Origin of the sequence: Streptomyces sp. TP-A0356 (genome assembly GCF_001417775.1) — a bacterium.
In the GTDB taxonomy this organism is placed as follows: Bacteria; Actinomycetota; Actinomycetes; order Streptomycetales; family Streptomycetaceae; genus Streptomyces.
Map to the genome: position 1 here is coordinate 72,557 of NZ_BBZJ01000015.1, position 25,629 is coordinate 98,185.

Annotated in this window: 23 protein-coding genes and 1 pseudogene; 11 read left to right on the forward strand and 13 right to left on the reverse strand. The window is 70.0% G+C overall.

From position 1 onward, the window contains the following. From ASC56_RS08885 to ASC56_RS08895, 3 genes are all read left to right on the forward strand, one after another. The gene (locus tag ASC56_RS08885) at positions 1–348 is read left to right on the forward strand and encodes a metalloregulator ArsR/SmtB family transcription factor (RefSeq protein WP_055491051.1); all 348 of its coding nucleotides are present in this window, start codon (positions 1–3) and stop codon (positions 346–348) included. A gap of 132 nt (positions 349–480) precedes the next feature. Beyond that, positions 481–783: a hypothetical protein gene (locus tag ASC56_RS08890; RefSeq protein ID WP_055491052.1), complete on the forward strand. Its 303-nt coding sequence runs from the start codon at positions 481–483 to the stop codon at positions 781–783. Positions 784–877: 94 nt separating this feature from the next. Further along, positions 878–1,165 (forward strand): helix-turn-helix transcriptional regulator, encoded by a 288-nt coding sequence (locus ASC56_RS08895; protein WP_234376891.1) that lies wholly within the window; start codon positions 878–880, stop codon positions 1,163–1,165. Between the two features lie 4 nt (positions 1,166–1,169). Here ASC56_RS08895 and ASC56_RS41125 read toward each other — a convergent pair whose 3' ends face one another. Next, entirely contained in the window at positions 1,170–1,310 is a 141-nt protein-coding gene (locus ASC56_RS41125; RefSeq protein WP_199835948.1) for a hypothetical protein, read from the reverse strand. A gap of 177 nt (positions 1,311–1,487) precedes the next feature. Continuing rightward, entirely contained in the window at positions 1,488–2,129 is a 642-nt protein-coding gene (locus ASC56_RS08905) for a TetR/AcrR family transcriptional regulator (RefSeq protein WP_079102382.1), read from the reverse strand. Positions 2,130–2,245: 116 nt separating this feature from the next. On the opposite strand from ASC56_RS08905, the gene ASC56_RS08910 reads away from it, so the two are divergent. Further along, complete coding sequence (locus ASC56_RS08910) at positions 2,246–3,112, forward strand: oxidoreductase (protein WP_055490718.1); 867 nt, start codon at positions 2,246–2,248, stop codon at positions 3,110–3,112. A 130-nt stretch (positions 3,113–3,242) separates the two neighbouring features. Further along, complete coding sequence (locus ASC56_RS08915; RefSeq protein WP_055490719.1) at positions 3,243–3,971, forward strand: SDR family NAD(P)-dependent oxidoreductase; 729 nt, start codon at positions 3,243–3,245, stop codon at positions 3,969–3,971. A gap of 246 nt (positions 3,972–4,217) precedes the next feature. On the opposite strand, the gene ASC56_RS08920 is transcribed toward ASC56_RS08915, so the two are convergent. The 5 genes from ASC56_RS08920 to ASC56_RS08940 form a co-directional block, all read right to left on the reverse strand. Continuing rightward, a complete protein-coding gene (locus ASC56_RS08920) occupies positions 4,218–5,000 on the reverse strand; it encodes an ABC transporter permease (protein ID WP_055490720.1) in 783 nt (260 codons plus the stop codon). Next, a complete protein-coding gene (locus tag ASC56_RS08925) occupies positions 4,997–6,001 on the reverse strand; it encodes an ATP-binding cassette domain-containing protein (RefSeq protein ID WP_055490721.1) in 1,005 nt (334 codons plus the stop codon). Before ASC56_RS08925 ends, ASC56_RS08920 begins: the two co-directional genes overlap by 4 nt. A gap of 76 nt (positions 6,002–6,077) precedes the next feature. Next, positions 6,078–6,923, reverse strand: a complete 846-nt coding sequence (locus ASC56_RS08930; RefSeq protein ID WP_055490722.1) for a DUF4097 family beta strand repeat-containing protein — start codon at positions 6,921–6,923, stop codon at positions 6,078–6,080. 82 nt (positions 6,924–7,005) lie between these two features. Beyond that, on the reverse strand, positions 7,006–7,524 hold the full coding sequence (locus tag ASC56_RS08935; RefSeq protein ID WP_055490723.1) for a toxin-antitoxin system HicB family antitoxin: 519 nt from the start codon (positions 7,522–7,524) through the stop codon (positions 7,006–7,008). A 456-nt stretch (positions 7,525–7,980) separates the two neighbouring features. Further along, positions 7,981–8,973 carry an Lrp/AsnC family transcriptional regulator gene (locus ASC56_RS08940; protein WP_055490724.1) on the reverse strand — a complete coding sequence of 331 codons (993 nt, stop codon included), beginning with the start codon at positions 8,971–8,973 and terminating at the stop codon, positions 7,981–7,983. Between the two features lie 114 nt (positions 8,974–9,087). On the opposite strand from ASC56_RS08940, the gene ASC56_RS08945 reads away from it, so the two are divergent. Next, positions 9,088–10,542, forward strand: a complete 1,455-nt coding sequence (locus ASC56_RS08945; RefSeq protein ID WP_055490725.1) for an FAD-dependent monooxygenase — start codon at positions 9,088–9,090, stop codon at positions 10,540–10,542. Positions 10,543–11,417: 875 nt separating this feature from the next. After that, positions 11,418–13,043 carry a sensor domain-containing diguanylate cyclase gene (locus ASC56_RS08950; protein WP_055490726.1) on the forward strand — a complete coding sequence of 542 codons (1,626 nt, stop codon included), beginning with the start codon at positions 11,418–11,420 and terminating at the stop codon, positions 13,041–13,043. A 295-nt stretch (positions 13,044–13,338) separates the two neighbouring features. Here the strand turns inward: ASC56_RS08950 and ASC56_RS08955 are convergent, their stop codons facing one another. The 3 genes from ASC56_RS08955 to ASC56_RS08965 form a co-directional block, all read right to left on the reverse strand. Continuing rightward, the gene (locus tag ASC56_RS08955) at positions 13,339–14,346 is read right to left on the reverse strand and encodes a (-)-alpha-amorphene synthase (RefSeq protein WP_234376892.1); all 1,008 of its coding nucleotides are present in this window, start codon (positions 14,344–14,346) and stop codon (positions 13,339–13,341) included. After that, the gene (locus ASC56_RS08960) at positions 14,330–15,856 is read right to left on the reverse strand and encodes a cytochrome P450 (RefSeq protein WP_107309215.1); all 1,527 of its coding nucleotides are present in this window, start codon (positions 15,854–15,856) and stop codon (positions 14,330–14,332) included. The genes ASC56_RS08955 and ASC56_RS08960 overlap by 17 nt, the downstream gene beginning before the upstream one ends. A gap of 563 nt (positions 15,857–16,419) precedes the next feature. After that, the gene (locus tag ASC56_RS08965) at positions 16,420–17,886 is read right to left on the reverse strand and encodes an aminotransferase class I/II-fold pyridoxal phosphate-dependent enzyme (RefSeq protein WP_055490728.1); all 1,467 of its coding nucleotides are present in this window, start codon (positions 17,884–17,886) and stop codon (positions 16,420–16,422) included. A gap of 363 nt (positions 17,887–18,249) precedes the next feature. Here ASC56_RS08965 and ASC56_RS08970 point away from each other — a divergent pair, with 363 nt between their 5' ends. Both ASC56_RS08970 and ASC56_RS41735 read left to right on the forward strand, forming a co-directional pair. Next, the gene (locus ASC56_RS08970; RefSeq protein ID WP_234376893.1) at positions 18,250–18,792 is read left to right on the forward strand and encodes a GNAT family N-acetyltransferase; all 543 of its coding nucleotides are present in this window, start codon (positions 18,250–18,252) and stop codon (positions 18,790–18,792) included. Positions 18,793–18,931: 139 nt separating this feature from the next. Then, positions 18,932–19,137, forward strand: a pseudogene (locus ASC56_RS41735) (IS701 family transposase); the annotation flags it as partial. Positions 19,138–19,331: 194 nt separating this feature from the next. On the opposite strand, the gene ASC56_RS08980 reads toward ASC56_RS41735, so the two are convergent. Both ASC56_RS08980 and ASC56_RS08985 read right to left on the reverse strand, forming a co-directional pair. After that, positions 19,332–20,210, reverse strand: coding sequence for a YegS/Rv2252/BmrU family lipid kinase (locus ASC56_RS08980; RefSeq protein WP_055490731.1), 879 nt, complete (start codon positions 20,208–20,210; stop codon positions 19,332–19,334). Between the two features lie 64 nt (positions 20,211–20,274). Next, a complete protein-coding gene (locus ASC56_RS08985; RefSeq protein WP_055490732.1) occupies positions 20,275–21,870 on the reverse strand; it encodes an FAD-binding oxidoreductase in 1,596 nt (531 codons plus the stop codon). A gap of 74 nt (positions 21,871–21,944) precedes the next feature. Between ASC56_RS08985 and ASC56_RS08990 the strand changes: the two genes are divergently transcribed. Both ASC56_RS08990 and ASC56_RS08995 read left to right on the forward strand, forming a co-directional pair. Continuing rightward, positions 21,945–22,544: a TetR/AcrR family transcriptional regulator gene (locus ASC56_RS08990; protein ID WP_055490733.1), complete on the forward strand. Its 600-nt coding sequence runs from the start codon at positions 21,945–21,947 to the stop codon at positions 22,542–22,544. Further along, complete coding sequence (locus ASC56_RS08995; protein ID WP_079102385.1) at positions 22,541–24,118, forward strand: glycerol-3-phosphate dehydrogenase/oxidase; 1,578 nt, start codon at positions 22,541–22,543, stop codon at positions 24,116–24,118. Before ASC56_RS08990 ends, ASC56_RS08995 begins: the two co-directional genes overlap by 4 nt. 182 nt (positions 24,119–24,300) lie before the next feature. On the opposite strand, the gene ASC56_RS09000 is transcribed toward ASC56_RS08995, so the two are convergent. Next, entirely contained in the window at positions 24,301–25,425 is a 1,125-nt protein-coding gene (locus ASC56_RS09000; protein ID WP_055490734.1) for a S9 family peptidase, read from the reverse strand. Positions 25,426–25,629: the final 204 nt, after the last annotated feature.

Consider the following 25,629-nt stretch of genomic DNA (forward strand, 5'->3'; position numbering starts at 1 on the left):
ATCGACGCCGACGGCCGCGACGTCCTCGCGGCCGGCCGGCTCGACGAGGCCACCGCCGCCTCCGTCGCCACGACGCTCCAGGCCCTGGCCACACCGTCCCGCCTGCTGATCCTCACCACCCTGCGGCAACGGCCCTACCCGGTCGGCGAACTCGCCTCTGCCGTCGGCATGGAACAGTCCGCCGTCTCCCACCAACTGCGCCTGCTGCGCGCCCTCGGCCTGGTCACCGGCCGCCGCGACGGCCGCCGCATCGTCTACAGCCTCTACGACGACCACGTCGCTCAGCTCCTCGACCAGGCCGTCCACCACATCGAGCACCTGCGGCTCGGCGTACGCGACCTCGACTGACCGCACATCCCAGCCGTCGCGACGCTCCCCCTCATCTCACATATGCATGGGTTGCTATATATTAACTTCTACATGCATGGCCTGCGGCAGCACCACCCGCAGACCGCCGAACGGCGCACCCAGGAGCAGGACATGACCACCGCCACCGAACACCGCACGCACGACGACCACACCCACACCCACGGCGAGGGCTGCGGCCATGTCGCCGTCCCGCACGGCGACCACACCGACTACGTGCACGACGGCCATCTCCACAAGTCGCACGACGGCCACGTCGACGAGTGCGCGACCGCCAGCCACACCGCCCACGAGGGCCACGACCACCAGCACGGCGAGGGCTGCGGCCACGTGGCCGTGCCGCACGAGAGCCATGTCGACTACGTGCACGACGGCCACCGTCACGCCGCCCATGAGGGGCACTGGGACGATCACTGACCAGGGCCCCGTCCACCGACTTCACGAACCGAAAATCATTGTCACTTGCTAATGTATGCATGTGACGACGACTCCCCCTTCCCCGGCGCCATCGATGGACGAGCCGATACGGGCCCTGCAGGCGGCCAGTGACCTCCTGAGGGCACTGGCCTCGCCCGTCCGCATCGGCATCGTCCGCGAGCTGTCCCAGGGCGGGAAGTACGTCCACGAGCTGGTCGCCGCCCTCGGGGTGAGCCAGCCGCTGGTCTCCCAGCACCTCCGGGTGCTGCGCACCTCCCGCATCGTGACGGCACGGCGCCAGGCGCGCGAGATCCAGTACGTCCTCACCGACGACCACATCGCCCATATCGTGCTGGACGCCATCCGGCACGCCCAGGAGTAGCCCGTCAGTCGAGGCGGGCGACCTGCCATGGAGTGGGGGCCGCACGGAGTCGGTCGGGCAGCGTGCCGTCGTCGGGCATCCCAGCCCGCAGCCACACCCCGACCGCCTCGGCGTCGGCTTCGGTGACGAGCGGACCCAGGCACACGACAGCCCCAACACGGTGCCCGGTCCAGCTTGGGTTGACCGACCACCACCGCACGGACTCCGTCACCCGCGAGCCGACACCCCTCCAGTAGAGGAACAGTCCAGCTCAGCAGCCCGAAACCCCGGCCCTTACGCGGAACACCGGCTCCAGCGTGCCGGGGGCGGCGTCCTAGCGAGCTCAGAGCGCCTCGCGGGGCAGCGTGACGCGGCGCACGGCCTCGATGAGTGCGGCGCGGTGCTCCTGTAGGCGCTCGGGGGACATCGGGGCCTCGCCGACGGTGGCCATGAGCGCGGGCGGGGCATCGAGCCAGCTCTCAGTGATCCGCAGCACCATGGCGAACAGGTCGACGGCCGGGAAGGTGGCGTCGAGCCGACCCTCGCGCTGAGCTGCCGCCACGACGTCTACCCGCTCCTGGTAGGTGCGGCCTTCGACCTCGCTCGGCTGCACCCGCTCGAACCGGCGCCAGGCCGACAATCGAGCGGCTTCCGGGTGGGCCAGCATGTAGTCGAAGCGCGCGCCGGCGAAGGCGACCAGGTCGCCGTCGGGCAGCGGAACGGCCTGGGTCAGTTCCGCGGTCTGCCTCTCCAGCACGGCCTCGAAGAGCTTCTCCTTGTCGCCGAAGTAGACGTAGAGCAGTCGCTTGTTCGCACCGGCCCGCTCGGCTATCCGCTCGATGCGCGCCCCGGCGAAGCCGTACTCGGCGAACTCCGTGGTCGCCGCCGCCAGGATGAGCTCCTTGGTGGCGGAGGAGTCGCGGCGGCGCACCGCGCGGGTGGCGGTCTCAGAGGTCTCAGAGTTCTCAGTCGGTGGCGTGGGCATGCTCCGAGACTAGCCTATGTAACTAACTTTTGACTTACTTCTGGCACCGGGTTAGCTTGTAACTAACCGGTTAGATATCCAATGGGCCCGGGAGGCTCAGGAGAGGACGACCTCCCATGTCAACCACCCCCAAGCTCCAGACGCTGACGCTCGCCGACGACCTGAACCTCACCCGCATGGGGTACGGGGCGATGCAGTTGGCCGGCCCCGGCGTCTTCGGTCCCCCCAAGGACCGCGACCAGGCACTGGCCGTACTGCGCACCGCCGTGGAGCTCGGCATCACTCACATCGACACCAGCGACTTCTACGGACCGGCCGTCGTCAACGAGCTGATCAAGGAAGCGCTGCACCCGTACCCGGACGACCTGCACATCGTCACCAAGGTCGGCGCCCGCCGCACCGACGACGGCGGCTGGGTGCCGTCCCTGGAGCCCGGGGACCTCAAGGAACAGGTCCGGGAGAATCTCAAGCATCTGGGCCTGGAAACCCTCGACGTCGTGAACCTGCGCCTGGGCTCGGTCGAGGGCACAACCGACGAGTCCATCGCCGCGCAGTTCGGCGCCCTGGCCGAACTGCGCGAGCAGGGCCTCATCCGCCATCTGGGCCTCAGCGGCGCCTCCGACACCCAGCTGACCGAGGCGCAGACCATCGCCCCGGTCGTGACCGTGCAAAACCTCTACAACCTGGCCAACCGTCAGGACGATGCCCTTGTGGAGCGCTGCGCGGCCGAGAACATCGCCTTCGCCCCGTTCTTCCCCCTGGGCGGCTTCTCCCCGCTGCAGTCCGAGACGCTGACCAAGGTCGCCATACAGCTGGACGCAACGCCGCAGAGTGTCGCGCTGGCCTGGCTGCTCCAGCGGTCGGCGACCATTGTCCTGATCCCCGGCACGTCCTCTGTGGCACACCTGCGCCAGAACGTGGCCGCCGCCGAGCTGGAGCTGCCGGCGGACGCGGTCGCCGAGCTGGACACCATCGGCAAGTAACCCGGCGCGGTCCTGGGCCGGGCGCCATCACCCGGCCCAGACCCCGCGGTCGGCGCCTTCCCGCTCCCTGGCGCGCCAACGGCACGACGGGGGCGGGGGTGCACTCACAGGACGAACGTCAAGGAGGATCATGCGATCCGTTGTTGTCGTACTCGGCGCCTCAGGGGGCATCGGACAGGCCGTCACCGCCGGCCAGGCAGCGCTCGGGCGGCACGTCATCGCCGTGGCCAGGGGCGAGAAGGTCCTCTCCCTGCGCACCGAACACGTCACACCCGTCCAGGCGGATGCCTCCAAGCCCGAGGACCTTGAGCGCATCTTCTCCATCGCCGCCGAGACCGGCGCGGTGGACGCGCTGGTCCACACCGTCTTCGCCGACTCCCGCGTTCCGCTGACGAAGCTGGACCCCGCGGCAATGCAGGAGGTGTTCGCCGCCGGCGCCACCTCCGCGCTCAAGGCCGCCCAGCTCCTGCACGAGCAGGAGACCCGACCGGCCTCGTGCGTGCTGATCGGCTCCATCCATGCCGGATTCGGCGAAGCCGGCATGGCGGCCTACTCCACCGCGAAGGCCGCACTGCGCGGCATCAACCGCTCCCTGGCCGTGGAGTGGGGCCGCGAAGGCATCCGGACCAACCTCGTCGAACCCGGCTTCGTACCAGTGCCGCGCAACGAGCGCCTGGCCACCGCCACCGTCCTGGACAGCCTGCAGCGCGCCTACCCGAGCCCCCGCCTGTGCACCCCGCACGACGTCGCCCACCTCACCAGCTTCCTGCTGAGCGACCAGGCCGAGTTCATCAACGGTGCCACCATCCCCGTCGACGGCGGCGCCAGCGCGGTCCTGCCGGAAACACTGCTGCGATAAGCGGAGTCCGCTCAATAGGAGCCGCTTTCCTGAACTGAGCGTTCCCGTTGGTGGCTTCGGGGTCAGCGGCTGCGGAGTGCGTACATGATGATCGCCGTCCCGGCGAGGCAGATCAGGGTGGCGTCTTTCGGCCCCCTCGCCGCCCAGGGCCCCCTGCCGGACCACTGCGAGCAGAGGGCCCTGCGTTGCACAGGGCCCTCCATCGCGGCGCGTGTCCGAGATCAACCGAGGTTGAGAGATGGGCTCTCAGCGCTTAGTGGTGCTGTTGAACAGCGAGCGCGACCAGACGTAGCCGATCAGGGTGATGCCGGCGCACCAGGCGAGCGAGATCCAGCCGTTGTTGCCGATCTCCGAGCCGGAGAGCAGGCCGCGCAGCGTCTCGGTCATCGGCGTGAACGGCTGGTTCTCGGCGAACCAGCGCAGGCCCGGTGACATCGAGTCGGCCGGCACGAAGGCGGAGCCGAGGAACGGCAGGAACTGGACCAGCAGTGGCTTGTTGCTCGCGGACTCGACGGTCTTGGAGATCAGGCCGAGCGCCGCCGACAGCCAGGTCACCGCGAAGGCGATGGCCGCGAGGAGGCCGGTGGCGGCAAGCCACTCGAGCGGGCTCGCGTCCGATCGGAAACCGAGGGCGAGTGCGACCGCCACGACCAGGACGACGCTCACCATCGTCTGGATGACGCTGCCGATGACATGGCCCGTCATGAACGACGACCGTGTGATGTCCATGGTGCGGAAGCGGTTGATGATGCCCTCGGTCATGTCGGAGCAGACCGCGATCGAGGTCGACATCGAGCCGGCGGCCACCCCCATGATGATGATGCCCGGCGTCAGATACTCCAGGTAGGCGTCCCGGCCGCCGCCCATTCCGTGGCCGATCGAGTCCCCGAAGGCGTACACGAACAGCAGCAGCATCAGGATCGGGGTCAGGGCGGCGCCGAACCCCACGGCCGGATAGCGGATCGCGTGCTTGAGGTTGCGCCGCAGCATCGTCATCGAGTCGTGCACGGCGTAGGTGAGGGTGCTCATCGCAGGGTCTCCTTGACGTGAAGCGGGGTGCTGGTGCCGGTTTCGGTGCTGCCGTGGCCGGTCAGGGCGAGGAACACGTCGTCGAGGTCCGGGGTGTGCACGGAGAAGTCGGCGGCCCGGATGCCGGCGGCGTCCAGCCGGTCGAGGAGGGCGCGCAGCGCGTCGAGGCCGGCGTCGCCCGCCACGCGCAGGGCGAGGTTCTCGTCGTCTCGGGCCGCCCCGGGGAAGGCGGCGGCCGCGCGCTCGTACTCGGCGGGATCGGTGAACCGGAGGCGTACGTGGCTGCCGGGGATCTGCGCCTTGAGCTCGTCCGCGGTGCCCTCGGCGACGATCCGACCGCCGTCGAGCACGGCGATCCGGTCGGCCAACTGGTCGGCTTCTTCCAGGTATTGGGTGGTGAGGAAGACAGTGGTGCCACCGGCGACCAGCGAGCGCACCGTGTCCCACATGGTGCGGCGGCTGCGTGGATCGAGCCCGGTCGTCGGCTCGTCCAGGAAGATCACCTGAGGGTCGCCGACCAGCGTCATGGCGAGGTCGAGTCGGCGTCGCATACCACCGGAGAAGGTCGCGGCCCGCTTGTGCGCGACGTCCGCGATGTCGAACCGCTGAAGCAACTCCCTGGTACGGGATCGCCCTTCACGCCTGCCGAGGCGAAGCAGGTCGGCCATGAGCAGCAGGTTCTCCTCGGCGGTGAGCAGGTCGTCGAGCGCGGCGAACTGCCCGGTGACGCCGATCGCGGCGCGCACCCCGTCCGGTTGCGTGGCGACGTCGTGGCCCGCGACCTGGGCCTGGCCGCCGTCGGCGGTGAGGAGCGTGGACAGGATCTGCACGGTGGTGGTCTTGCCGGCGCCGTTCGGCCCGAGCAGCGCGAAGACGGATCCGGCCGGGATGCGCAGATCGATGCCGTCGAGCACGGTCTTGTCGCCGTACGACTTGCGCAGACCGATGGTGGAGACGGCGGCGGGCGGCTGCGGACCGCCGCCCCGCCTGGGCGTGGGCATGACAGATGAAGCCATGGAGTCCTCCCGTTCGAAGGCTGAAGTGACTGGGGAGTGGGCGAGTTGGCGGGGCCGGCGCTCAGGGCCGGGCGCGGCGCACGTCGATGTTGCCGTAGCGGGTCCGGGCGCGGACCTCGACGGTGTCCTCGGCCTGCTCCGGGGCCTCGGCGGCGGCGAGCGTGTTGCGCACCTGCCCGAGGCCGGAGCTGACGTCGAGCCAGGCGGCGGTGCCCTCGCGGATGCCGACCTCGATAGCGCCGTAGGAGGTCTCCAACTGGACGGTGCCACGGGCGACTTCGGCGACGCGCAGGGTGCCATGGGCGGTGGTGGCGACGACCGAGCCCTCGGCGCGCGCGATGTCGATGTCGCCGTTGGCGCCGCTCACCCGGAGGTCGCCGGTCGCGGCGCCGACGGTCGTGGTGCCGTGCGAGTTCTTCAGGACGGCGGGGCCGTCGACGGTGCCGACGCGCAGGCTGCCGGAGCTGGTGGTGATCTCGGCCATGCCCTCGATTCGGTCGACGGTGATCGAGCCGTGGGATGCGGTCAGCTGGAGTGGCCCGGTCGTGTCGAGGCGGACGTCACCGGACGAGGTCTTCACCCGGACCTCGCCGAGTCGGCCCTCGCCGAGCACTTGGGCCCAGGCGCCGGTCATGTCGACGCGCGAGCCCGTGGGCAGTTCGACCGTCACGTCGACGGTGCCGGCGCGCCCGACGAGATTGCGGTGCTTGGGCGTCCTGACGGTCAGGACGCCGCTCGCGTACGTGACCTCGGTCTGGTCGGCCGACCGCACGTCTTGGTCCCGCTTCGGGTCGCGGGGCCGCACCTCGACGACCGTGTCGAAGCGGTCGCTCGCGGTGAACTGGATGGAACCGGCGTACACGTGGGCGGTGGCCGAAATCGGCTCGGGAGTGTCGAAAGAAGGCATGGCTGTACCGTCCTCATGAGTCCTTGGGTCGTCCCCGCTGGTGGGACGTGGTGTGGGTGAAGTGGGGCGGGCGCGGGCGCGGCTAGCGCACCCAGCCCGTGAAGCTCTGTCCGATGGTGCGGGTCTTCTCCGTCGTGCGCGGCCGCGTGCCGCCGTCGACCGCGGCCGACACGGCCCGCACCAGCCACGCGTTGACCGACAGGCCCTCGCGACTCGCGGCCTCCTCGGCGCGCGCCTTGAGGTGGGCCGGCAGACGCAGATTGACGCGGGCGATGCCGCCCTCGTCGCCGTCGGCGGGCGCCTGCGCCTTGAGCGGTTCGACGGGCGCAACGGCCGCTTCCGCGGGGCCGCCGCCGGCGGGCGGCGGCGTCACCACGAAGTCGGGGTCCAGCCCGCGCAGCCGTACGTCCACCGAGCCGGGGGCGAGCTCGCGGGTGATCTCGTCCATCGCGGCGGAGAGCACATTGAGCATGGTCAGACGGGTGGCCGACTCCAGAGGAGCGGTGAGCCGCTCGGCCAGCTCGCGGGCATCTTCCCCGCCGGCTTCGGCGGCCACCGCGAGCTCGCGACGCAGGGTGTCGACATACGGAGTGAGGTCCATGACGTTATGGTGGCACCACTATGGCGCCATACGCAAGTCAGAGTGGCACCTTATGCGGGATGGGCTTGAGGTTGGGCGCCCTGAACTGCGGAAACGTAAGGAAGTCGACCTGAGTCATTGTGGCACCATGCGCGCTCTAGGCCCCTTGGGGACTCTTGGGAACTCTTGGGAGCGTGGAATGGCGCCGTGCAGCACCGGATGACGCCAAGCGGTGCTGCACGGCGCCATGTGGTGCCATGTGGTGCCATGTGATGTCGCAAGGGGTGGCGTGCCCCCGCCTCGCAGTCTGCCGCTGGGCCGAGCCCGCAGTCCCGCCCAGGTCTGGGCGCCGGCCAAGCGGCGAAGGCGCGTGCGACGGAACCGAAGCCGCGCTCGAGGATGGCGCGGATGCCCGCCAGTCGCAAGGCGACCGGATCCGCCCCCCCGGGGGATCCGGTCGGCTGATCACCCTCGGCCTCACGTGATCAAACCGGACAGATCTCCTGAACGGCAGTGCCCTGCCTGCTTGACGGTCCTGATCACGGGTGCCGTCTCGATGTGCGTGATGGCCGGCAGCGCGGCCACCCGGGTGGTCAGGTATCGATACAGCTCCCGCTGGTTCGCGCACACCACGCTCGCGTACAGGTTGGTCGGCCCGGTCGTGGCGGCGGCGAACGCGATCTCTGGATGCTCGGCCAGCGCCTGACCGACCTCCGTCAGATGCGCGGGGGCTACCGAGAGCCAGAGCAGGGTTCGGCTGCCCATGTCGAACATGCGCCAGTCGACGTCGATGTCCAGGTACACAACCCCGCGTTCGCGCAGCTCCGTCATCCGGCGCCGGACCGTCGTCGCCGACCAACCGGTCACCGCGGCCAACTGCTCGAACCCGGCTCGTCCGTCGGTGGCGAGCGCGGCGAGTAGCTTGCGGTCGCCGTCGTCGAGCCGCACCGGTCCCAGTCGGTTCGACACCGGAGGCCGGCGCAGCCGCTCGATCGCCATCTCGTCCAGTAATCCGAGCTTCCCGATCAGGTTGTCCGGGCCGCCGTAGAAGGCGTGCAGCACCGAGTGCGCGGTCACCCCTTCCACACGGGGGGTGCGGGGGAGGTTGACCAGCAGCAGCGCCTCGCTGTCGGCCTCGCTCTCGGCGCGGACCACGCAGGTGATCTCGGTGCCGCCGGAGCTGAGGCTCACCCAGGAGGTGTCGGGGCGTCTGGCCAGCGCCTCGGCGACCGGGACCGACGCGGTGGGCGCGCATCGCACCCGCAGGAACCACAGCACCCCGCCCAGCGCTGTAGGGTCGACGCCGCAGAGCACCCGCACCGCCCCGGCCGACCGCAGCCGGGCGTACCGACGGGCGATGGTGCGATCCGACACGCCGAGAACCTCGGCGATAGTGCTGAACGGGGCCCGGCCGTCGACCTGCAGGGCGTGCACGAGCCGACGATCCAGCTCGTCGTAGTCGGATTCCACCGATACGAAGCTAAGCAACGTCGGATACCACCGCAACCGAGCCGGTCTCTGGCTCCGTTGGCCCGGCAGGTGGAGCGTTTCTCCTGTCCTGACCGGCACGACCAAGGGAGAACCATGGACACCGACGTGCTCGTCGTTGGCGCAGGCCCGACCGGAATGACGCTGGCCAACGAACTGCTGGTGGCGGGTGTGTCGACCGTGCTGGTCGACAAGCTGCCGCAGCGCAGCGACTTGTCCAGGGCAGGCGGTATGCAGTCCCGCACGCTGGAGGCACTCGACCAGCGCGGGCTGCTGGAACCGTTGCTGGCCACCGGAGACCACCCGGTCATCGACGGCCACTTCGCCGGCATACCGCTCCCGGCCCACCTCGCTCGGCACCGCCTGCCGTGGCGGTCCGTGCCGCAGGTGGTGATCGAGGGGTTCTTCGAAGAGCACCTCGCCGCGCACGGCATACACGTCCGGCGGGACCACGAGTTGGTCGGCCTTGCCCAGGACGCGGACAAGGTCACCGCGACCTTCGCTCACGGCGCCACCGTCCGCGCCCGGTATCTCGTCGCCGCCGACGGTGCGCACAGCACGGTGCGGTCACTGTTACGGGCCGGGTTCCCCGGTCGACCGGGCACGTCCACCGTGGTCGCCGCCGACGTGCGGTTGAGCGGCGCCGACCCGTTGATGTCGCACACCTGGAGCGACGACGGGCACTGGGCGGCAGTGTTCCCGCTCGGCACCGATCCGCAGGGCAGGCCGCTTCGCAGGCTCGCTCTGGGCGGGCCAGGCCGGTCGGTGCCCAGGGTGGTCCCGGTCACCGAGGAGGAGATCCGCGATGGCCTGCGCATGGTGTTCGGATCGCGGGTGCATCTGCTCGAACTGCGCTACGCCCGCCGTATCACCGACGCGGCTCGGCAGGTCGAACAGTACCGGCACGGGCGGGTGTTCCTGACGGGCGATGCCGCCCACGTCCACCTTCCGCTCGGCGCGCAGGGCATGAACACCGGGATGCAGGACGCGCTCAATCTCGGTTGGAAACTCGGCGCCGCGGTGCACGGCTGGGCACCGGAGAATCTGCTGGAGACGTATCACAGGGAACGGCACCCGGTAGGGGCCGCCGTGCTGCGCAACGTCCAGGCACAGAGCCTGCTGATGGACTGGGCGGGCACCCGTGACCCGGACGTGGCGGCCCTCAGGGAGATCTTCACGGCCATGGTGCAGCTGCCGGACGTCCGGGACTCTCTCGCCGACATGTTGTCCGGGATGGCCATCCGCTACCCGATGCCGGGCACCGAGACCCATCCGCTCGTCGGCCGGCCTGCGCCGGACATGGACCTCCTCGGCTTGGCCCGGCTGCACGAACTGCTACGGTCCGGGCGCGGCGTCCTGCTCGACCCGGCAGACAGGTTCGCCAAGGTCGCCGCCCTCTGGTCAGACCGAGTGGACCGCGTGGGTCAGGGCGCCGACACCGAGCCGATGCTCATCCGGCCGGACGGCTACGTGTGCTGGGCCGGCAGCCCGGATGGCAGCACGCATGACCTGGAACGGGCGCTCGGCTGCTGGTTCGGCGCGCCCCGATGAACGAACGGGAACGGGGCAGAACCTCACGGAACCGGCGATGGCGAGCGTGCGGCTGAGCAGATGTTGCCCGACCCGTTCGTCAGCACGTCGATCGGAGTACCGCGCGAATGGGGCAGGCCAGTTGAACCCTGCGCCGGGATCACTCTTCCGTGTCGCCGGGGCTGCGGGCATGCGGCCTGTGCGCGTCGGGAGAACCGATGCCGGGGATCCGGAAGCGGTAGTGCGGTACGCGTCGTGAGAAGGTACGGGCACGGCCGTGAATACGGCGGCCGACTGATCAGGCATGCTCCGCGGAGTTCAAATGGACGTTCCGTCAGGATGCCGAATGCCGCCTGCCGGATGGTGCGGTCCTGTACCAGTTCAAGGCGGCCGACGTCGTCAGCCCACACCCGCTGTCCTTACTTCAGGTGAAGTCCTGAGCACCCATACGGATTTCGCGATAGATCCTTCTATCCTCTGATTCACTCTGGCGGCCCGGACAGTGTGTGTCTGCCGTTCTGAGCTCGATGACCCTCGGGGGGTTCGCTCGCATGTTGCTGGGATGGGTCCGTGGGGGCCGTTCGATGCTCCGCGCTCGTTCGGGCTGGGTGCAGGGGTCAGGCGACAGTGGCAGAGCGCTGTGCGCGGGTTCCGCGGTGGCCGCCGCCGTGGCAGGGGGTGTGCCGACGGCCGTATTCCTTCCCGCCGGCGCGGGGGTTCTGGCGGCGCACGGGTTGGCTGTCCTTTCCCTCCTTACACGTGCCCGAACGGCCACGGCAAGGGTGCGTCTTCGCCTCACGCTGCTGGCTGTTTCGGTGGCGGCAGGGGGCCTTCATCGCCTTGTGGCGGATCAGCTGTCTTCGCCTCCCGGCCGGTCCTCGGGTGGCTTCCACTCCATGGTTCATCTGCTGGCGGTAGCCGGGATCACTGTCTGTCTGGGGCTCGGTGTCGCTGGGCTGGTGGTGGCAGCCGCGGATGGCGGCACGACCCTGATCTGGTCACGGCGCCTGCTGGACGGATGGATGATCGCAGGCTCACTGCTCACAGTCGGCTGGGTTCTTCTGCAGCATCGCGCCGACCAAAGCGGTGACATGTCAGCATCCTTGCAGGATCTCGCACGCGTGGTGACGGACATTCTGGTTCTGGGGCTCCTGGTCGCCCTGCGCTTCGGCCTCACATCCGAAGAACGCACGGCAGTCACCGTGGCGGCCGCGGCTCTTGTCGTCCTGACCGCGGGCGATGTTCTGCGCGTCCTTTTGCCCGCACCAGGCACCTGGTGCGGGATTCCCCTCGCAGCGACCTGCTCGGCCACCGGGTTGTTCCTCGTCACCGCCACGCCGTGGCTGCCCGGCGGCGCCAGCGTCTTCGAGGTCCAGAGGACGATGCCTGTCATCGGGGTGGTGGCGGCTTTCGTCCCCGTGGTCGTCTGCGCAATGGCCATGGCGGCCCACGCTCTTGCCGGTGGCCACACCGACATGGTGATGGTGGTTCTGGCAGGTTCCGTGCTGCTCGGGCTGAGCGCCCGGCAGGGCATCGCCCACGCCGACCATCTGCGCCTCACGCGAGAAGCCGCAGCCCGTGAGGCTCTCTACCGCACGCTGGTCGACGGCTCGTGCGACGTCATCACCATTGTCAGTCTGGAGGGGAGCGTCGCCTACGTCAGCCCGGCCGTCTACCCGGTGTTCGGGTACCGGCCCGAGAAACTGGTGGGCACGCGGGTGCCCCTGTACTGCCACCCGGACGACCTGGCGCCGCTGATGCAAGCTGTCGAGGCGCTGAGGCAGGAAGCTGAATCAGGCACTCGTGGCCCCGGCCGCTGCGTGTCCTGCCGGGTCCGGGCGGCTGACGGGCGCTGGCTCCACATCGAATCGACGATCAGCCATCACACCGAAGGAATGATCTTCAGCAGCCGCGATGTGACCGAGCGGGTCGCGCTGCAGGCACAGCTGGAACACCTGGCCTTCCACGACGCGTTGACCGGCCTGCCGAACCGTGCGCTGTTCGCTGGCAGAGTCGCACACGCGCTGAGGAAGGGAATGATCGGCACAAACCCGCCCGCTGTTCTGTTCGTGGACCTGGACGGTTTCAAAGCCGTCAACGACTCGGCCGGACACGCGGTGGGCGATGCCCTCCTGGTCCAGGCTGCTCGCCGGCTCCAGGCGTCAGTGCGGGCCGGAGACACCGTCGCGCGTCTCGGCGGCGACGAGTTCGCCGCTCTCCTGGAAGGGGAGGCGGGGACACACCCTTCGCGTGCGCGGGACGTCGCCGAGAGAGTCCTGGCCGCGCTGACGAACCCGTATCGGATCGGCGGTACGGATGCAGTGGTCTCGGCCTCCATCGGCATTGCGTCAGCGGTCCCGGGAATCTCACCGGACGAGCTTCTGCACCAGGCCGATGAGGCCATGTACGAGGCCAAGGCCGCGGGAAAAGGCCGCATCCGCATGCGTCACCCCTACCCACGCCATCTCTATGGCGAGCCCTCCCCCGAAGCATGCTCGAGCGTGCTTCCCTGTGCCGACTGATCCCAGGCTTTGCAAGGTGGCTCTGTTCACTTCTAGCGGGAGCGTTTGTCCGCTGATGTGGGCAGCAGTCGGAGATCTTGAGGCCCGTGGATGTTGAGCGTCCTCGGCGCCACCGTCAGCCGATGACGTTCGATCAACATCCGATGCCCCGAGGTGAGTTGTCGCAACTCATACGCCATGTGCCGTACCGCTTCCCGTCATCAGCCCTCGGAAGCTCTCGGGTAACGCGACCAGTCCACCGCCCCGGCACGGGAGTTCCCGCTCCGGCCACACGGGGCGGCGGCGGCCCCGTACCTCATGGGGTGGCGGGCACTCCCGCGGTGTCCGCGTAGCGTGGCACGTTGCGGGACCAGTAGTAGCAGCCGCGGATCCAGCCGGCCATGCCTTCCACATAGCCCACGCCGGCGGGGCTCAGCTCCGGCTTGAGCTCCCCGTAGAGCCGCTCGAACTCACGGATGGCGCTGTTGATGCGTCCGGTCGCCAGTACGACGGCCTCTGGCAGGGAGCAGCGGCACTCGTAGCGGTAGGCGAGCGCCAGATTGATCACGCCGCCCGTCCGTTGCTCCTTCACGGCCGAGTAGAGGTCGGGTATCCACACCGCCGCGTCCGCCGACAGCCTCTGCAGGCGCCGCATGGCGGGATGGCAGAGCTCTTCGGGGGTCAGTTCCCGTGGCTGTGCCGCCTCGCACAGGGGGTGGAAGGGCTCGACGCCTGCGATGAGCGACCGTATCGAACGGCACGGACCGATCCGTATGCGGAGAGGGTCGGTCTGGGCCACCGCCTCGTACAGCAGACCGTGCACGTACTCGCGGCTGTGCCAGGCCCATCGCGCGGCCTGCGCGGGGGTGCAGCGGTCCTTGACCTGTCGGTGGAGATCGGCCAGGGCGGCGCCGAGGAGGGTGCTGGGCGGTTGGTCGTCGCGCAGGATGCCGATGCTCTCGCACAGCATGGGCAGCAGCCGGCTCGGCCACCGTCGGCCGACCTCTTCCGCCCGGTCGTCGAAGATGAACTGGTAGGCGATCTGGTTGGCCACGATCTGGAGGACGTCGGCGTTCATCGTGGGGCTGTTGTAGGAGGCAAGTTCGGCGGGACGGGTGTAGGCGATCATCGCCGCCACCGCGGGGTCGTCGGTCAGCCCGCAATTGCGTAACCAATTGTCGACGCCCGCCGTGGCCTCGGGTTCATGCGAATTGCTCAGGAAAGGGAAGGGCATGTAGAGCTCGGCCTCGATGAGTTCCTTCAGGCTTCCGGCCGGAAATGCATGACGCGACGCGGCCGCGATCCCGTCATTCGTCGGAGGCACCCTCGCCACCCTTCCTTGGGAAGTTCCATAACCGGGTGGTCGCCCTAATTCCGGTTGTGGGGGGATTCGGCCCGGATTGCGAACGATCTTCGCGTGAAGTGCACGTGACGTCTGCAGGTACGGCGGGGGACAATTGCGCGGGGTGCGAAGTCCCTTTGCTCGGGGCGGCCGGAACTTGTCGCGGCGCTTCCCCCTGCCGCGTATGCGCACGGGGTTCGCAGATCATCTCCAGCGCCCTCGGTCCGAGGGTCGCCGCCGGGCGCGGTTGCTCGACATGTCCGGGCAGCGGGCGCAGCCGCCAGCGACGGGCGATCACGGCGACGGCGAGCGTGGCCTCCGCCATCGCGAACGTGTCGCCTATGCATTTGCGGCTGCCTGCCGCGAAGGGCAGCAGCGCGCCGTTCCGTACCGCCGCGGCCTGCCCGGGTAACCAGCGATCGGGGAGGAACCGGTCGGGGTGGGGAAAGGACGCGGGATCGTGGTGCAGGAGGTAGGGGCTGTACAGGACGGTGGCTCCCCTGGGGAGCCGGAATCCGCCGATCTCCGTCTCCCTGGTGGTCGTCCGGGTGAAGAGCCAGCCGGGCGGATACACCCGCAGCGTCTCGGTGACGACGCTGCGGGTGTAGACCAGGCGCGACAGTTCCTCCGGGCCGGGCCGCCGTCCGTCGGCGAGTACCGCGTCGGCTTCGGCGTGCAGCCGGCGCTCGACCTCCGGATGAGCGGGCAGCAGGCTGAAGACGGAGCCCAGACACATCGCCGTGCTCTCGACCCCGGTCAGCAGAAGCGTGATCAACTGGTCGTGGACGTCCTGGTCGGTGAGCACTGCCTCGCCGCCGTCGTCTCTCGCGGCATCCAGCAGGGACCCCAACAGATCGTCGCGACGAGGGCCCTGCCGACGCCGGTCGATGGCCGAGTCGATGATCGCGTGAAGGCGGGCGAACGCGCGTCGGTAGCGACGGTTGGCAGGTGTGGGAATGCGGAACAGGGGTGCGAGGGGTACGACCGTGCGGAGGAACAGGCCCCGGACGAGGGCGGCCAGGCAGTCGCGCAGTTCGGCGGACGTCGCGGCGTCGAGCGAGTCGGAGAGAAGGACACGGCTGGTCACCCGTGTGGTCAGCGCCAGCATCGCCGCGCTGACATCGGCCTTCTCCCCGGGTTGCCACTCACGGGAGACCGACTCGGCCTCCTCGCCCATCACCGTGGTGTAGTCGGCAATGCGGGAAGGTTGGAAGAGAGGCTGAACGAGTCTGCGCTGCCCTCGGTGCTCCTCGTGGCCGCAGGTGACGAGGCTGTTTCCCATCAGCGGGCGGAGCCTGTCGTACTGCGGACCTCCCTTGTCGAAGGTGCGCGGGTCCATGAGGATCCGGTGGACCAGCTCCGGGTGGCACGCCAGCCAGGCCCGCTGGGGGCCGAGGCGTATCTCGACCAGATCACCGTGCGCGGACAGGGAATTCAGAAAGCCCAGTGGACGGCGAAACAGGGTGAGACCGTGACCGACGAAGGGGAACATGCCTGGCGCAGTAGCCACTGTCCATGCTTGTTCTGGTATGGGCACAGCACCGCTCATCGAATGCCACCTACCTCAGCGACGTGGGGGGAAGTCGGCGGATGTTCCACCGACTTGACGCTTGAGTCATGTCCTGCCCATTACAACCCCGATGCGGACCCCCGAATCGTTTTTCCACGGGGGCGCAAAGGAGCGCGACGAAGCATCGGGCTAACCGTCATTGATGCCCCGTACACCGACTGACAATTGGCCCCTGTCCCTCAATTGGTGTTTTGTGCGCCCATTCCGCCTGAAGCAATCCACAAGCGGGAGGCGCCCATCCAAGGCCACCGCATGCAATGTCCCCGAGCTCGACGAGCGGGGTGTCGGGGCCGAAGATCGAGATCCACTCAGCCGGCCGAATCGCCGCGCGGCACAAGACGGTTGCCATGGCTCACCTCCGAACCGCGGCACCTGGCGGCCAGTCCAGCAGGACCACCCGCTTGCCCACGACGTTCCCCGAAGCCCGAAAGCGATTCCGAAGCGCGGCCGGGCTGGGCGGGCGAAATCGGACGCGGCTGTCGCCGTTACTCCTCGACGGCGACACGGACGCTGGTCACCCGGGGGTCGGCCGCGTCGGGGACGACCATCCCGGCGTCCACACCGCTGCGCAGGTACAGCAGTACGTCGTTGTTCATGCGCTGGCCGGGCAGCACCGCGGGGATGCCGGGAGGGTAGGGCGTGAGCATCTCGGCGGCCACCCGGTCGGCGGCCTGTTGCCAGGGCACCTGCTCCACGCGGCCGAAGAAGGCGTCGCGGGGCAGCAGGACCTGTTCGAGCCGCAGCTGGGCGGGATCGGGGATCTCCACCTTCTCGGCGGGCCCCAGATTGCCGGCGTGCCGGACGAGGTCGTCGAGGGCCTCCAGCAGCGCACCGGTGGTCCTGTCGTTGTCGGCGTGTGTGAGCTGGGCGCTGATGCGGCGGTGGTCGGCCACGTGCAGATTGATGTGGTGCTGCCGGCGCAGCCAGTCGGCCGCCCGGTAGCCGGTGGTGCCCAGTGCGGTGATGTCGATGATCACCTGCAGCGGGTCCAGGTCGTCGGCGCGGCCGGGGCCGCAGAAGTCCTCCCGGCCGTGCACGTGCAGACCGTCGATCGCCTCGATACGGGACCGGACGCGTGCGGCCCGCGTCAGCGTCTGGTCGTACAGGGCGCGGCCGTGCTCGACCATCTGGCGCCGCCAGCCGTCAAGGGCGGCGTACACCAGGACGTTCGGGCTGGTGGTGCCGAGCAGGTCTTCGCGGGAGCGCAGCACTTCCGGCCGGACGAGCCCGCCCTGCAGGTGGAAGACCGAGCTCTGCTCCAGGCCGGAGCCCATCTTGTGCACGGAGGTGACACACACGTCGGCGCCGGCGTCCATCGCCCAGGTGGGCAGGTCGGGATGGAACGGCAAGTGGGCGCCCCACGCCTCGTCCACGATGAGTGGTTTCCCCCGCCTGTGGCAGACCTCCGCCAGGGCGCGTAGGTCCGCGCAGGTGCCGTACGGGGTCGGGCTGGTGACCAGCACTCCCCTGGCGTCGGGGTGCTCGTCGAGAGCGGCCGAGAACGACTGCGCGGAGGGCGGGTGGGCCAGATGCAGATCGGGGTCCCACTGCGGGTCGACCCAGATGGGCCGTACACCGGACAGGATCAGGCCGGACACCACGGACTTGTGAACGTCCCGCCCGACCACCAGTTTCTCGTCCGGGCCGGCCACCGACAGCATGGCCGACTTGACCGACAGGGAGCTGCCGCAGGTGGAGAAGAAGGCGTGTTCCGCCCCGACGGCGTCGGCCATCAGCTCCTGGGCCTTGCGCAGCACGCCGCCCGAGGACATCCGGTCGTCCAGGCCGGATGTCGCCAGCACGTCGGAGCGGAAGACGGCGTCGCCGAGCACGGTCTTCACCCGTGGATCGGCGCCGCGGCCCTGCTTGTGGCCAGGCGGGGTGAACGGCAGCTGACCGCTGTCGTGGTAGGCGGCCAATGCTTCCAGCACAGGAGCGTGCGAGTGATCCATGTCCCTCGCCTGCCCTGCGACAGCAGGGCAAAACAGCACACTGTCCGCCGCTCACCCACCGACGGGGCATTCTTGGGCCGACCGGGCGAAGGGCGCCTGCGGCTGTTGCCCCCGGAGCGGCTGAGCCGCCTTACTGTCCGTCGCGACCTGGCCAGGCGCCGGAACATCGCGGTGCGCCACCTGCCAGCCGTCCCGACGACGGCTTCGCCGCCGCCGTCATGGGTATGCTCCGCAGCGCACCGTCCGCCACGGTACGCGCCCAGCGGGAGCCCGCCAGGGCCGTCAGTGGGGTGCGGTATAGCGGCGGTGGCGGGCTACCGAAGTCCTGCTCGTGCCCCACCCGCGATGTGGCAAGATCGGCTTGTGACGCGATCCCTGGTGACTTTGCGTCAACTCGCGCTGAACGACTGGCAAGCGGTGCACTCCTGGGCCGGCCTTGAGAGGGCTTGTCGCTACCAGCCTTGGGGGCCGAACACCGAGGAGGAGACGCGCGCGTTCGTGCAAGCCGCCGTCGAGGCCTGGTCGCACGCCGACCAGCAGAGATTCGCCTACGTTGCTCTCTTCGAGAATGAACTCGTCGGCATGGGTGAACTGCGCATCCGTAGCCGTCGCCATCGGCAGGGCGAGATCGCCTACATCGTCCACCCGAGGGCCTGGGGGCGTGGCGTGGGCACGGCGATCGGGCGAGAGCTTCTGTCGCGCGGGTTCGGGGAACTGGGACTCCACCGAATCTGCGCGACCTGTGACCCGCGCAATCTCGCGTCGGTTCGGGTGCTGGGCAAGCTCGGCATGACGTACGAGGGGCGGCATCAGCACACTGCGTTGATCCGGGACGGCTGGCGGGACTCCGAGATGTTCAGCATCCTCGAAGGGGAATGGCGTCCGAGTCCCAGCGGTAGATTGTGATCTTGCTGATGGCGGCCTGTGCGGGCATGACTACGGCCACCCGTTGATCATCGGTGTTCGTGAGGGCAACGAAAGATCAGGCGGTGGCGCAGGCCAGAGCGTCGACCCTGCCCGTTGGCGGGCGGCGTTCGACCAGTTGTTGGGCCGGGTGGCGGGCCGGTTCGCTCGGGCGCAACCGCGGCGGCGGATGCGGGCGTTCGTGATGAGGCTGTTGTCGGACCTGCCGCGCGAGAACTGCTGGACGATCGCCGACCATGCCGGGACGCCAGCCCGGACGGGATGCAGCACCTGCTGGGCGGGGCGGTGTGGGACACCGACGCCGTCCGGGACTACGTTCGCGCCTACTGCGACGACTGGCTGCCCTGGCTCACGATTGCCCCCACGACCTACTTGGCCGGCCGGCTTCCACGGCTCAGTCGGCGAGCCGGGTCGCTGGGCACGGTCAGGCACGTTGGAAGCGACGGACGCGCAGGCGGGCGGCGCGTGGGCGAAGCTGGTTGAGCACTTCCGGGTCCCCCGCCATGCGGCCAGTCAGGCGTTCAGCACAGTACGGAGAGCGATGCGGGCAGCACCCTGGCCGTGACCGGGAGAACGGCGTCGACCTCGCCGTCGGCGCCGTAGGGCACCGGACGGTCGGCCTCGATGCGGATTTCCCTGCCGCGCAGGATCCGCACCTCGGGCCGGTGCACATGCGCGCCCGACTTGAGCTCCTGCATCAGGGTGAAGAAGAGCCTGCGCGGCGCATGGCGGATCATCACCACGTCCAGCAGCCCGTCGTCGACACGGGCGTCGGGGGCGATGGTGCGGCCCGAGCCGTAGTAGGCGGAGTTCGCGGCCACGACGGTGTAGCCACGGTGCCTGTGATCCTCGCCGTCGACGGTGACCCGGTAGTCGGCCGGTCGCCATGTAGCCACGGCTCTGAGTCCGCCCACGTAGTAGGAGGCGGCTCCGCGCACCAGTTTCGTGTGGTTGGCGTGGCGGTTGGCGAGTGCGTCGACGCCCGCGTACACGCTGCCGAGCACGACGGCGCGACGGTGGGCGGACTCCACTTCGATGGTGTCGACGAGGCGAGGGCCGTTGTGGAGCAGGATCCGGGCGAGGGCGGCCGGGTCGGTGGGCAGGCCCAGCGCTCGGGCGAAGTCGTTACCGCGACCGGCCGGAACCAGGCCGAGAAGGGTGCCGGTGCCGCTGAGAGCCCCTCCGATGCCGCCGACGATGCCGTCGCCGCCGACGGCGAGCACGACCCGCTGCCGGGCGCCGGCCTGCCGGGCGAGGTCCTGGGCGTGGACGAGGCTGCGGCTGTACTGGGTCTCCAGTTCGGCCCCGGCCTCCCGAAGCAGCCGGGCCACCTGGAGCAGCGCCGCGACCCCGGTGGATCCACCGGCGGTGGGGTTGACGATGGCGGTGAACTGTCGCATCCGTGTGCCTCCGAAGGCGCCTGATGGGTGGTGCACAGACGGTGGTGTGAGGGGCGGGGCGGGATCAGTCGAGGGGCAGGAGGACGCCGGGGTTGAGCAGCCCGGTGGGATCCAGCTGTCGCTTGACCGCACGGAGGGCTTCGACACCGAGCGGTCCGGCCTCCCGGACGTACCAGTCGCGGTGGTCGGTGCCCACGCCGTGGTGGTGGCTGATCGTGCCACCCGAGGACATGATCGCCTCGTTGGCGGCGTGTTTCGCGGGCGCCCAGTGCGTCACGGGATCGTCGCCCTGGGCGGAGACCACGGTGAAGTACAGGGAGGCGCCGTTCTCGTAGACGTGGGAGATGTGGCACATCACCAGGGGCGGGGTGCCCGACTCGGTGAGCACGGTGGTGAGTGCCTCGCGAACGCGGGCGTACAGCTCGGGCAGGCGGGACCAGAACGCCGCGGTCTCCAGCGTCTCGGCGAAGGCACCCGCGTCCAGCAGTGCGTCCCGCAGGTAGGGCGCCGAATAGCGGCCATGGGCCCAGCGCTCTCCGGGTTCCTCGCCCAGGTAGACGCCGCCGCAGTCGCGCAGTACGGCCGCGGCCCGGTCCCGGCGGTGGACGGTGTCCTCCGCCGTGCCCTCGTAGCCGGCGATCGCCAGGCATCCGGCGGTCTGCTGGATGCCGGAGGAACCGATGGCGTCGGGCTGGGCGAGGCCGATCAGCGTCTCGGTCTCGTCCGACAGGCGCAGCACGGTCGGCCGCGGCCCGTCCTGGGCCAGGCGCCGCAGCGCGGCGGTGCCTTCCTCGAAGGAGGCGAAGCGCCATCCTTCGTAGACACGGGCCTTGGGGACAGGGCGGATTCGTACGGTGATCGAGGTGATGACGCCGAACGCTCCCTCGGAGCCGAGGACGAGCTGGCGCAGGTCCGGGCCGGCGGCCGAGCGCGGGGCGCGGCCGATGTCGAGGGTGCCGACGGGAGTGGCCAGGGTGAGGCCGAGCACCATCTCGTCGAACCGGCCGTAGCCGGCGGATGCCTGTCCACTGGAACGTGCGGCGGCGAACCCACCGATGGTGGCCCACTCGTAGGACTGGGGGAAGTGGCCGAGGGTGAAGCCGTGCTCGGCCAGGAGCGCCTCGGCGTGCGGAGCCCTGAGTCCGGGTTGCAGGGTGGCGGTGCGGGAGACCGGATCCAGGGCGAGCAAGCCGTCCATGCGGCCCAGGTCCAGCGTGAGGAACGGCTGCCTCTGCTCGGGGGCGAGGCCTCCGACGACGGACGTACCGCCACCGAACGGAACCAGGGCCAGGCCGTGTTCGGCGCACGCCCTCAGCACGGCGAGGACCTCGTCGTGGCTCGCCGGGAGTACGACAGCGGCGGGGATGTCCTGCACGTCTCCGTTGCGGATCCGCAGCAGATCGGGGGTGGACTTGCCGCGGGTGTGCCGGATCCGGGCCTCCGCGTCGGTGCGGACGTGGGCCTCACCGCCGACGGCCTCGATCAAGGCGCGGTGGACGGTGGAATCCAGCGGCGGCCCGGGCACGGAGATGTCCTCCAGGGCGACCGGCTCGGCGCTGCGGGGCTTGACCCCCAGCATGTCGCGCAGCAGCCCGATCACCGTGTCGGGCAGCGACGTTGCCCTGGCCGGGTCCCCCCAGCCACTCCACAGCATGTCCATGGCGCTTGTCCTCACCGGTCGTTGGAAAGAGTGCCGTCTCCTGCACGGCCGCACAGGGCGTTACACTGTGACACATGACGCCCATTCGTCACAACACCTCGGACAGCGATCCGGTGCTCGACGCGGTACGCGACTGCGTCCTGGCCGTCGGCGTCCGCCGCACCACCCTCACCGATGTGGCCCGCCGCGCCGGCGTCTCCCGGATGACGCTGTACCGCCGCTGGCCCGATGTGCGGTCCCTGGTCGGCGACTTGATGACCCGGGAGTGGATCGAAGTCGCCACCCGGGCGATGCCCGAACGCACACCGGGGATCGGCGCACGCACCCTGATCGTCGACGGGCTGGTGAGAGGGGTGGACGCCTTCCGCGCGCATCCGCTGTTCCGCAAGATCATCGATGTGGACCCCGAACTGCTCCTGCCCTATGTGCTGGACAGGCGCGGTGCCAGCCAGGAGGCCCTCCTCGAACTGCTCGCCGACGCCGTCCGGGAGGGCCACGCCGACAAGTCGGTGCGGCCCGGTCACCCGGAACGGCAGGCCCGAGCCCTGCTCCTGGTCGCTCAGTCCTTCACCCTGTCACTGCGCACCATGACCGACGAGAACGACGCCGATCTGAGCACCGAGGCCTTCACCTCGGAACTGCGCACCATCCTCGAGAGGACCCTGACGCCATGAGCCCCAGCATCAGCCCGGCCCAACCGGCGCCGGGCTCGTCCCTGACGGCCGCGCGCCGCCTGCGCGAACTGACCGACACGGTCGGCGGTCCGCCCGTGGACGTCCTGGTGGTCGGTCTCGGCGCGACCGGCGCCGGAGCAGCCCTGGACGCCGCCGCGCGCGGACTGACGGTCGTCGCCATCGACGCGCAGGACCTGGCGTTCGGCACATCCCGCTGGAGCTCCAAGCTCATTCACGGCGGACTGCGCTACCTCGCCTCCGCCCAGCTCGACGTGGCCCACGAAAGCGCACGCGAACGCGGGATCCTCATGGAGCGCACGGCGCCCCACCTGGTGCACGCCCAGCCGTTCGTACTGCCCCTCACCCCTCTGGTCTCCCGCGGTCAGGCGGCCCTGGCCTGGGCCGGCTTCCGGGCCGGCGACACGCTGCGCCTGGCGGCACGCACGGCCCGTGCAACCCTTCCGGCACCGCGCAGGCTGTCGGCGGCGGAGACCCGCCACCTCGCGCCCGCACTGCGCAGCGCCGGGCTCCGGGGCGGGCTTCTGTCCTGGGACGGCCGCGCCACCGACGATGCTCGGCTGGTCACCGCGATCGCCCGCACGGCGGCGGCCCACGGTGCGCGGATCCTGACTCGCGTACGGGCGCTTGAACTCGGCCGGTCCGGCGCCCGGATACGCGACGAACTCACCGGCGAAGAGGGCGAAATCCGGGCCCGCGTGGTGATCAACGCCTCCGGTGTGTGGGCGGGCAGCCTGGTCGACGGCGTCCGCATCCGGCCTTCGCGCGGCACTCATCTCGTGCTGCGCGCGGCCCACCTCGGTTCCCTCCCGGCCGGCCTGCACATCCCGATCCCCGGCGAGACCAACCGCTTCGTCCTCGTACTGCCACAAGGCGACGGCAGGGTCTACGTCGGACTCACCGACGAACCTGTCGACGGCGACATCCCGGACGTCCCCGAAGTGCCGGAGACAGACATCGGCTTCTTGCTCGACGTCCTCGGCTCCGCCCTGGACGCCCCCGTCCACCGCCGAAACGTGGTCGGCGCCTTCGCGGGACTGCGCCCCCTGCTGGACACGACACCGGTCGCGGGCTCCGGCGCAGCGACCAGCACCGCCGACATCTCCCGCAAGCACGCGGTTCTCACCTCAGCGGACGGTGTGATCACCGTCGTCGGCGGCAAGCTCACCACCTACCGGCGCATGGCCGAAGACGCCGTGGACACCGCCGTCGCCACCCACCACCTCCCCGCGAAGCCTTCCCCCACCGCCACCCTTCCCCTGGTCGGCGCCGCACCGCCACACGTGCTCACCACTCTCCGTGCGCCCCGCCGACTGATCAGCCGCTACGGCACCGAAGCGCCGGCCGTCCATGCCTTGAGCGCACACGACCCCGGACTTGCCGAGCCCGTCCTGGAAGGCCACCCCGTCACGCGCGCCGAACTGCTGTGGGCCGTACGCCACGAAGGCGCACTCGACACAGCTGACCTCCTCGACCGGCGCACCCGCATCGGACTGATCCCCGATGACCGCGCCACCGCGCTGAACACTGCGCGGCACATGCTCGACGAGAACTAGAGCCCTTCTGACGGCCCAACCAGCAGGCGGGACCCCTGAGTTCGAGCGGCGGGAGGCAGAGGGCCACGCCCGGTCTCCGGCCCCGATCCGGGTGGGGAGGTGCGGTTCGGTGAGCGGATCGCCGGTGTGGCTCGACCGCTGCCTCCCCGGAGCCGGAGCCGGTGGCGGTCCGGTCGGCGGGCTCATCCTTCGTCGGAGCGCGACGGGGTGCAGGTACCGGGTCGGGTTCCGCCGCGGGTGTGGAGGAAGGTCAGGAGATCGCAGACAGATTGGCCGAGGACCTGGTTGTGGCCCGCACCGGGATATCTGCGGTAGAGCACGGTGGGTGAGCCCAGGCGGCGCAGGTTCGCGACGACCGCATCGGTCCAGGCGGGCGGCACATCCTGGTCGGCTCCACCCTGGATGACCAGCGCCGGGACGGGGACGGCGGATCGATCCGGGTCGCCGTAGGCACCCATCCGCTCCCCCATCCGCCGCAGTTGGTCCGCGCTCAGCGGCATCATCCGCTCGGTGTCCAGGCCGTTGAGTACGGGATCGCCGTCCGTCACACATTTGGCGAGGACCTGGGAGGCGGTGGCGGCTGCCACCGGCCCCAGCAGCGAACGCAGTTTCAGCGAGGGGTCGGCGGGGTCGGTGGCGGCCAGTCCGACGAGGGAGTAGAACGCGAAGGACAGCTCGCTGGGGACGTGGGACGCCTTCACCCCCGCAAGCATCGCCTCCAGGTGGCTGGCCGGGGCGATGGCCACCACCGCGCCAAGGCGCTGCGCGCCCGTCCGGGGCCCCGCGTGGGTGGCGAACAGTGCGGCCTGCCCTCCTTGCGAGTGCCCGACCGCGAACCACACCGACCCCAGGCCGGGCACGAGCCGGCGGGCCGCGGGGACGATGTCGGCGACGGCGTTGCCCTCGTCCGCGCCGACCAGATAGGTGTGCTCTCCTGGGGTGCCCAGCCCCGGGTAGTCCGAGGCGGTGACCGCGTACCCGGCGTGAAGAAACGCGCGAAGCTCCTGAGCGAAGGCATCCGAGCCCAGATTGGGCCATTGGGAGGGCGCGCAGGCGTCGGCCACGCCAGTCGTGCCATGTGCCCAGGACACCACCGGCCAACCGCCCCTGGGAGCGGCACCGGGTGGCACCAGGACGGTGCCACTGACCGGGACGTCCGCACCGTGGGCGTTCGTGGAGTGGTAGAGAACCGTCCAGCGCCGCGCGCCCTCCAGCCGCGCATCGGGGCCGTGGTCAGTGGCGGCGATCAATACGCCCGGCGCCCCGGCCGACAGCGGACGTGGCACCTGGTAGGTGCGGCCCACCATGGTCACTCCCGGCGGCACAGGGTGGCCCGGCTGAACGGTCCGAGCGCTTTCCACCGGGTGGGAAAGGGCACAACCGCCCGCTGCAGCTGCGGTCGCGGCCGCGACTGCGGCGGCCAGCAGCCCGGCGGTACGCCGGTGCCGCGACGCCCTGCCTGTGCGTGCCGCCATGTGGTGGAGCAGACTGGGGATGCCCACGGGTGTAAC